The sequence below is a fragment of the Mycobacterium sp. genome (assembly GCF_039583805.1).
GTDB lineage: Bacteria > Actinomycetota > Actinomycetes > Mycobacteriales > Mycobacteriaceae > Mycobacterium.
Genome location: NZ_JAVKSH010000016.1, coordinates 1,542 through 10,028 on the forward strand (window position 1 = coordinate 1,542; position 8,487 = coordinate 10,028).

The 8,487-nt window shown below is 71.1% G+C and carries 4 protein-coding genes and 2 pseudogenes; 5 read left to right on the forward strand and 1 reads right to left on the reverse strand.

Annotated features, from left to right (window positions below):
• Positions 1-15 precede the first annotated feature (15 nt).
• The 5 genes and pseudogenes from ABDW21_RS03515 to ABDW21_RS03535 all read left to right on the forward strand — a co-directional run.
• Positions 16-1,452 (forward strand): GuaB1 family IMP dehydrogenase-related protein, encoded by a 1,437-nt coding sequence (locus tag ABDW21_RS03515; RefSeq protein ID WP_343599972.1) that lies wholly within the window; start codon positions 16-18, stop codon positions 1,450-1,452.
• 71 nt (positions 1,453-1,523) lie between these two features.
• Positions 1,524-2,885, forward strand: a complete 1,362-nt coding sequence (locus ABDW21_RS03520; RefSeq protein WP_343599974.1) for a hemolysin family protein — start codon at positions 1,524-1,526, stop codon at positions 2,883-2,885.
• Positions 2,885-3,943 (forward strand): hemolysin family protein, encoded by a 1,059-nt coding sequence (locus tag ABDW21_RS03525; RefSeq protein ID WP_343599975.1) that lies wholly within the window; start codon positions 2,885-2,887, stop codon positions 3,941-3,943. Before ABDW21_RS03520 ends, ABDW21_RS03525 begins: the two co-directional genes overlap by 1 nt.
• A 182-nt stretch (positions 3,944-4,125) precedes the next feature.
• The gene (locus ABDW21_RS03530; RefSeq protein ID WP_343599976.1) at positions 4,126-6,315 is read left to right on the forward strand and encodes a malate synthase G; all 2,190 of its coding nucleotides are present in this window, start codon (positions 4,126-4,128) and stop codon (positions 6,313-6,315) included.
• A gap of 162 nt (positions 6,316-6,477) precedes the next feature.
• Positions 6,478-8,181: pseudogene (locus ABDW21_RS03535) on the forward strand (substrate-binding domain-containing protein); the annotation flags it as partial.
• A 10-nt stretch (positions 8,182-8,191) separates the two neighbouring features.
• On the opposite strand, the pseudogene ABDW21_RS03540 reads toward ABDW21_RS03535, so the two are convergent.
• A pseudogene (locus tag ABDW21_RS03540) lies at positions 8,192-8,396 on the reverse strand (HNH endonuclease); the annotation flags it as partial.
• Positions 8,397-8,487: the final 91 nt, after the last annotated feature.

Sequence of the window (8,487 nt, forward strand, 5' to 3'; positions counted from 1 at the left end):
CAGAAGGCGGCGCCGATGAGGTTTCTGGACGGTCAGCGGCCGCCGTACGACCTGACCTACGACGACGTCTTCATCGTGCCGAACCGCTCGGACGTGGTGTCGCGGTTCGACGTCGACCTGGCCACCGACGACGGCTCGGGCACCACGATTCCGGTGGTGGTGGCGAACATGACCGCGGTCGCCGGCCGGCGGATGGCCGAGACGGTGGCCCGCCGGGGCGGCATCGTGATCCTGCCGCAAGACCTGCCGATCGCCGCCGTCAGGCAGACCGTGGACTTCGTCAAGAGCCGCGACCTGGTCGTCGACACGCCGGTGACGCTGGCACCCGACGATTCGGTGTCCGACGCAACCGCGCTGATCCACAAACGCGCGCACGGCGCGGCGGTGGTGGTGTCCGACGGCCGGCCGGTCGGCCTGGTCACCGAAGCCTGCTGTGCGGGCGTGGACCGCTTCACCCGGGTCCGCGACATCGCGGTCACCGACTTCGTCGCCGCGGCGGCGGGCACCGACCCCCGCAAGGTTTTCGACCTGCTCGAGCACGCCCCGATCGGCGTCGCCGTGCTGACCGGCGCCGACGGCACGCTGGCCGGGGTGCTGACCCGCACCGGGGCGATCCGTGCCGGCATCTACACCCCGGCCACCGACGCCGCGGGCCGGCTGCGCGTCGGCGCGGCCGTCGGCATCACCGGAGATGTCGCCGCCAGGGCGCGTGACCTGGCGGAGGCCGGCGTCGACGTGCTGGTCATCGACACCGCGCACGGCCATCAGGTCAAGGCGCTCGACGCGATCGGGATCGTCGCGTCGCTGGGTCTGGGTGTGCCGCTGGTCGCGGGCAATGTGGTGTCGGCGGCCGGCACCCGGGAGCTGATCGAAGCGGGCGCGGGGATCGTCAAGGTCGGCGTCGGCCCCGGCGCGATGTGCACGACCCGAATGATGACCGGCGTCGGTCGGCCACAGTTCTCAGCCGTGCTCGAATGTGCCTCGGCAGCAAGGCAACTCGGTGCTCACGTGTGGGCTGACGGCGGCGTCCGTCATCCCCGCGACGTGGCGCTGGCACTGGCGGCCGGCGCATCCAACGTGATGATCGGATCGTGGTTCGCCGGCACCTACGAGTCCCCCGGCGATCTGATGCGCGACCTCGACGACCAGCCCTACAAGGAGAGCTACGGGATGGCGTCCAAACGGGCCGTCGTGGCGCGCGCCGCCGCCGACGGCGCATACGACCGCGCCCGCAAAGCCCTGTTCGAGGAAGGGATCTCGACGTCGAGGATGGGACTGGATCCCGACCGCGGCGGCGTGGAGGACCTGATCGACCACATCACCTCCGGGGTGCGCAGCACCTGCACCTACGTCGGCGCATCGACGCCGGCCGAGCTGCACGAGCGGGCGGTGGTCGGGGTGCAGTCCGCGGCGGGATTCGCCGAGGGGCATCCGCTGCCGTTCGGCTGGTAGGCACGCCAGCCTGGGTGAACACCACGTGGTCGCATGTTCGCTACCATGTGAGTTTCAACTACGCAGCCACAATGAACCTCACCGTCACCCTGCTCAGCCTGCTGGCCATCGCCGCGCTCACCGCCGGCACCGCGTTGTTCGTTTCCGCCGAGTTCTCCCTGACCACGCTGGAACGCAGCACGGTCGAGGCCAACGCCCGCGACGGCGGCCGTCGCAACCGCTACGTCCGGCGCGCGCACCAAAGCCTGTCGTTCCAACTCTCCGGTGCCCAACTCGGTATTTCGATCACCACCCTGGTCATCGGCTATCTGAGCGAACCGCTGGTCGCCGAGCTGCCGCACCCGGTGATGGACGCCCTCGGGGTGCCTGACCGCGTCGGCGACGGCGTGGTCGCGTTCCTGACGCTGCTGGCCGTCACCTCGGTGTCGATGGTGTTCGGCGAGCTGGTGCCCAAGTACCTGGCCATCGCGCGTCCGCTGCCGACCGCCCGCGCTGTCGCGGGGGCGCAGCTGGTGTTCTCGGCGCTGATGACCCCGGCGATCCGGCTGACCAACGGCGCCGCCAACGCGATCCTGCGCCGGCTGGGCATCGAGCCGGCCCAGGAGCTACGCTCGGCCCGCTCGACCCAGGAGTTGGTGTCGTTGGTGCGCACCTCCGCCCGCAGCGGCGCGCTGGACGCCGTCACCGCCACGCTGGTGCAGCGTTCGCTGCAGTTGGGCACCCTGACGGCCGAAGAGCTGATGACTCCGCGATCCAAAATCGTTGTGCTGCAACAGGACAACACCATCGCCGAGCTGGCGGCCGCCGCTACCGAAAGCGGGTTCTCCCGCTTCCCGGTCGTCGCGGGAGACCTCGACGAGACCGTCGGCATCGTGCACGTCAAGCAGGTCTTCTCGGTACCGCCCGCCGAGCGGGCGCACACGCTGCTGCGCGCCGTCGCGCAGCCGGTCGCCGTGGTGCCGTCCACCCTGGACGGTGACGCGCTGATGGCCCAGCTCCGCGCCGACGGCCGGCAGGCAGCGTTGGTCGTGGACGAATACGGCGGCACCGCGGGCATGGTCACCGTCGAGGACGTGATCGAGGAGATCGTCGGCGACGTCCGCGACGAGCACGACGACGCGACGCCGCACGTGGTGGCCGCCGGCTCGGGATGGCGGGTGTCCGGCCTGCTGCGTGTCGACGAGGTCGCCGCCGCGACCGGCTATCGTGCGCCCGAGGGCGCCTACGAGACGATCGGCGGGTTGGTGCTGCAACAGCTCGGCCACATCCCGGTGGCCGGCGAAAGCGTGGAGCTGACCGCCTTCGAGCCCGACAAGCTCCCCGCCGCCACGACTCGCTGGCAGGCCAGCGTGGTTCGGATGGACGGCCGGCGCATCGACCTGCTCGAGCTGGTCCGGCTGGGCCGTCGGCGCGACTCGGGGCGGGGCCGCTGATGAACGACGTGCTCGTGATCGCGGCGACCCTGCTGCTGGTCGGCGCGAACGCGTTTTTCGTCGGTGCCGAATTCTCGCTCATCGCGGTGCGCCGGGACCGGCTTGAGGCGCTGGCCGAGCAGGGCAGGTCACGTGCAGTCACGGTGATCCGGGCCGGCGAGCGGCTGCCGCTGATGTTCGCCGGAGCCCAGCTGGGTATCACGGTGGCGTCCATCCTGCTGGGCCGGATCGGCGAGCCCGCGGTCGCCGACCTGCTGCGGCGACCGTTCGAGGTTGTCGGTGTCTCCCATGCGCTGCTGGACACGGTGTCGTTCGTGGTGGCGCTGGCGCTGGTGGTGACGATGCACGTGCTGCTCGGCGAGATGGTCCCGAAGAACATCGCGATCGCGGGCCCGGAGCGAGCCGCGATGTTGCTGATCCCCCTCTACCTGGCCTACGTGCGGGCGGCCCGGCCGTTCATCGCGTTCTACAACTGGTGCGCCAACGCGATTCTGCGGGCACTGCGGGTACCGCCCCGAGACGAGCTGGCGGTGGCCGTCTCCACAGTCGAGCTGAGCGAGATGATCGCCGAATCGGTGTCGGAGGGCCTGCTCGATCCCGCGGAGCACACCCGGCTCACCCGGGCGCTGCAGATCCGCAACCGGGTCGTCGCCGACGTCGCGGTGCCGCTCGCCGACATTTGTGCCGTGCCGGTCGCCCGGCCGGGTGCCGGCCCGGCGGTCGCGGCGGTCGAACGGGCCCTGGCCGACACCGGCTACTCCCGGTTCCCGGTCACCGACGCCGACGGCCGGTTCATCGGCTACCTGCACATCAAAGACGTGCTGTCGACCGGACTTCCGGAGAACCAGGACCCCGTGATCGTCCCGGCGGCGGTGCGCCCACTGCCGGAATTCGAGGCATCGCTGCCGCTGCCCGAAGCGTTGTCGCGGCTGCGTCGCAGCAACAGCCACCTGGCGCTGGTCACCGGCGTCGACGGCAGCGCGGTAGGCATCGTGACGCTGGCCGATCTGGTGGAATACCTGGTCGGCACGGTGCGCGACAGGACGCGCCGTGCCTGACACGGCGGGGTCAGCCACGACGCGGCTGCCCGAATGGGCGTTGCCAGAGCACCATCGCGCCGCGCGCCGCCCCGCTGCGCGCGGCGTTGTCGGACCGGTGTGACCTGCTGTTGCGGGCCGCCGGGTAGGGTTAGCCGGGCTGCGGACCGTTAGGCTGAGTCATTGCCGGTGAGGGAGGAATGATGACAGACCGCGTGTCGGTGGGGACCCTGCGGGTCGCCAAGGTGCTGTACGACTTCGTCAACACCGAGGCGCTGCCCGGCACCGGCGTCGACCCGGACAGCTTCTGGGCCGGCGTCGACAAAGTGGTCGCCGACCTGACTCCGCAGAACCGGGATTTGCTGGCGCGGCGCGACGAGCTGCAGGCCCAGATCGACAGATGGCACCGTCAGCGGGTCATCGAGCCGCACGACCCGCAGGCCTACCGGCAGTTCCTGACCGACATCGGCTATCTGCTCCCCGAGCCCGACGGCGTCACCATCACCACGGCAGGTGTCGACGACGAGATCGCCACCACGGCCGGCCCGCAGCTGGTGGTGCCGGTGATCAACGCCCGGTTCGCGCTGAACGCGGCCAACGCCCGGTGGGGGTCGCTCTACGACGCGCTCTACGGCACCGACGTCATCGCCGAGGCCGACGGCGCCGAAAAAGGCAGCGGCTACAACCCGGTGCGCGGCGCCAAGGTGATCGCCTACGCCCGCGCGTTCCTCGACGACGCGGCGCCGCTGTCGTCCGGGTCCTACGCCGACGCCACCGGCTTCACCGTCGACGACGGCCGGCTGCTGGTGAGCCTGCGCGGTGATGAGCTGTCCCGCGGGCTGGCCGACCCCGGCCAGTTCGCCGGCTACACCGGCGATCCGGAGTCGCCGGCGTCGGTGCTGCTGGCCAACCACGGCCTGCACATCGACATCCTCGTCGACCCGGAGTCGGCGATCGGCAAGACCGATGCCGCCGGCGTCAAGGACGTGGTCCTCGAGTCGGCGATCACCACGATCATGGACTTCGAAGACTCGGTGGCCGCCGTCGACGCCGACGACAAGGTCCTCGGCTACCGCAACTGGCTCGGCCTGAACAGGGGCGACCTGGCCGAGGACGTCGTCAAGGACGGCGCCACCTTCACCCGGGTGCTCAGCGAGGATCGCCGCTACACCGCTCCCGACGGCAGCGAGCTCATGCTACCCGGGCGCAGCCTGATGCTGGTGCGCAACGTGGGTCACCTGATGACCAACGACGCGATCGTCGACGATGCCGGCAGCGAGGTGTTCGAGGGCATCCAGGACGCGCTGTTCACCAGCCTGATCGCCATGCATGGGCTGAAGGCTGCAGACCCCAACGGGCCGCTGGTCAACAGCCGCACCGGCTCCGTCTACATCGTCAAGCCGAAGATGCACGGCCCCGCCGAGGTCGCGTTCACCGCCGAGCTGTTCAGCCGCGTCGAGGAGGTGCTGGGGCTGCCGCCGGCGACCATCAAGGTCGGCATCATGGACGAGGAGCGGCGCACCACCGTCAACCTCACCGCGTGCATCAAGGCCGCCGCCGACCGGGTGGTGTTCATCAACACCGGCTTTTTGGACCGCACCGGCGACGAGATCCACACCTCGATGGAGGCCGGGCCGATGGTGCGCAAGGGCGCCATGAAGACCCAGCCGTGGATCCTGGCCTACGAGGACAACAACGTCGACACCGGGCTGGCCACCGGGTTCAGCGGTCACGCCCAGATCGGCAAGGGCATGTGGACCATGACCGAGCTGATGGCCGACATGGTCGAGCAGAAGATCGCTCAACCCCGCGCCGGCGCCAGCACGGCCTGGGTGCCCTCGCCCACCGCGGCCACCCTGCATGCGATGCACTACCACCTGGTCGACGTGTTCGCGGTGCAGCAGGATCTCGCGGGCCGGCGGCGAGCCACGATCGACCAGCTGTTGACCATTCCGCTGGCCGAGGAACTGGCCTGGTCCCCCGACGAGATCCACCAGGAGGTCGACAACAACTGCCAGTCCATCCTCGGCTACGTGGTGCGCTGGATCGACCAGGGTGTCGGCTGCTCGAAGGTGCCCGACATCCACGACGTCGCGTTGATGGAAGACCGTGCCACCCTGCGGATCGCCAGCCAGCTGCTGGCCAACTGGCTGCGCCACGGTGTGATCACCGTCGAGGACGTGCGGGCCAGCCTGGAGCGGATGGCCCCGATGGTCGACCAGCAGAACGCCGGCGACCCGGCCTACCGGCCGATGGCACCCGACTTCGACGACAGCACCGCTTTCCTGGCCGCGCAGGAGTTGATCCTGTCGGGGACGCAGCAGCCCAACGGCTACACCGAGCCGATCCTGCATCGGCGCCGCCGCGAGTTCAAGGCCGGCATTAGCGCGTGATTGCGGCGCGACGTGCGATGACCACCCCTTCGACCGAACCGGTGGAGGTGCGCTGGCGTGGGTAGGCACAGCATCCCTCACCCCGAGGATTCGCCCGACGAGCCGGCCGGCGGCGTCCGTCGCGGCGGCACGATGTGGCCGGGCGGGCATCGCGGCCGCGGTGGGCGCCGCGGCGTCAGCATCGGGGTGATCGCGGCGCTGGTCGCCGTTGTCGTGGTGGTGGCGGCGGTGATCCTGTGGCGTTTCTTCGGCGACGCGCTGAGCGACCGCTCCCATACGGCCGCCGGCCGTTGTGTCGGCGGCACTGAGACGGTCGCGGTCGTCGCTGACCCGTCGATCGCCGAGCCGGTGCGCGAGCGCGCCGAACGCTACAACGCGTCGGCCACCCCGGTCGGTGACCGCTGTGCGGCGGTCGCCGTCACCGCCGCGGACTCCGACGCGGTCGTCAACGGTTTCATCGGGAGCTGGCCTGCCGACCTGGGCCGGCGCCCGGCATTATGGATCCCGGGCAGCTCGGTGTCGACGGCGCGGCTGGTTGCCGCGGTCGGCCCGCACACCGTCAGCGACAGCCGCTCCCTGGTGACGTCTCCGGTGCTGCTGGCGGTCCGCCCCGCGCTGTCGTCCGCGCTGGCCAACCAGAACTGGGGGACGCTGCCCGGTCTGCAAACCGAACCGGACGCGCTGGCCGGACTGGACCTGCCGGCGTGGGGATCTCTGCGGCTGGGGCTGCCGCTCGGCGGAAACAGCGACGCGGCGTTCCTGGCGGGGGAAGCGGTTGCGGCGGCGTCCGCACCGTCGGGCGCATCGCCGATCGAGGGCGGCGGCGCGGTGCGCGCGCTCGTCGCGGCCCAGCCCAAGCTGGCCGACAACTCTCTGGACGAGGCGATGAAGGCCCTGCTGCGGTCCGGCGATCCCGCGACCGCGCCGGTGCATGCGGTGGTCATCACCGAGCAGCAGCTGTTCCAGCGGGGCGCGTCGCTGCCCGACGCCACCGCCATGCTTGGTTCCTGGCTGCCGCCGGGGCCGGCGGCGGTGGCCGACTACCCGGCGGTGCTGCTGAGCGGTTCCTGGCTGTCGCCGGAGCAGCAGGCGGCGGCCAGCGCGTTCGCCCGGTTCATGCACAAGCCCGACCAGCTCGCGGAGCTGGCCAAAGCCGGGTTCCGGGTGCCGGGCGTCACACCGCCGGGCAGCGACGTCGCCAGCTTCCCGGCCCTGCCCTCGACGCTGTCGGTGGGCGACGAGACGACGCGGGCGGCGCTGGCCAACATACTGAGCCCGCTGCCGGGCGGGCCGGCCGTCACCATCGTGCTCGACCAGTCGATGACCGCCGACGAGGGCGGCAAGACCCGGCTGGCCAACGTGACCGCCGCGCTGGACAACGGGATCCGGAACCTGTCTCCGAGCTCGGTGCTCGGGTTGTGGACCTTCGACGGACAAGAAGGCCGATCGGAGGTGCCGGCCGGTCCGCTGGGCGACCCGGTCGACGGCGAACCCCGGTCGGCGGCGCTGACCGCCGCACTGGACAAGCAGTACTCGTCGTCGGGGGGCGCGGTGTCGTTCACCACGCTGCGGCTGGCCTACCAGCAGGCGGTGGCTGGTTTCGACGAGGGACACCCGAATTCGGTGCTGGTGATCACGTCGGGGCCGCACACCGACCAGACGCTCGACGGCCCCGGTCTGCAGAGCTTCATCCGCGACCACGCCGACCCGGCAAAACCGGTGGCCGTGAACGTCATCGACTTCGGCGACGATTCCGACCGGCCGACCTGGGAGGCCGTCGCGCAGCTCTCCGGAGGCAGCTATCGCAACCTGGCGTCGTCGGCGTCACCCGAACTGGCCGCCGCGGTGGCCAGCTTCCTGAGCTGATCCGGCGCTGCGCATGGTCGCGGTGCCGGATGGGCGCGTCGCAGTACGGCATGCGGCAGCGGCCGTCGCGCAGCCCGGGAGCGTCGGTCGGCGACGGCGCCGGCGACCATGTTGCGGGCGACGGCTGCCGGGATAGGCCCGTAATCGCAGATCTCGGCCGGCGTGTTGGCGCCGCCGAGCAGCGTCTCGTCGGTGAGGACCAGGTTCACCGCGATCTCGCCGGCCACGCCGCGCCCGCGGCGCGTGGCGGGCATACCCGCGGCCTCCTCGGCGGCCCGGCGCGCCGTATCCAGCGCCGCGGCGGCC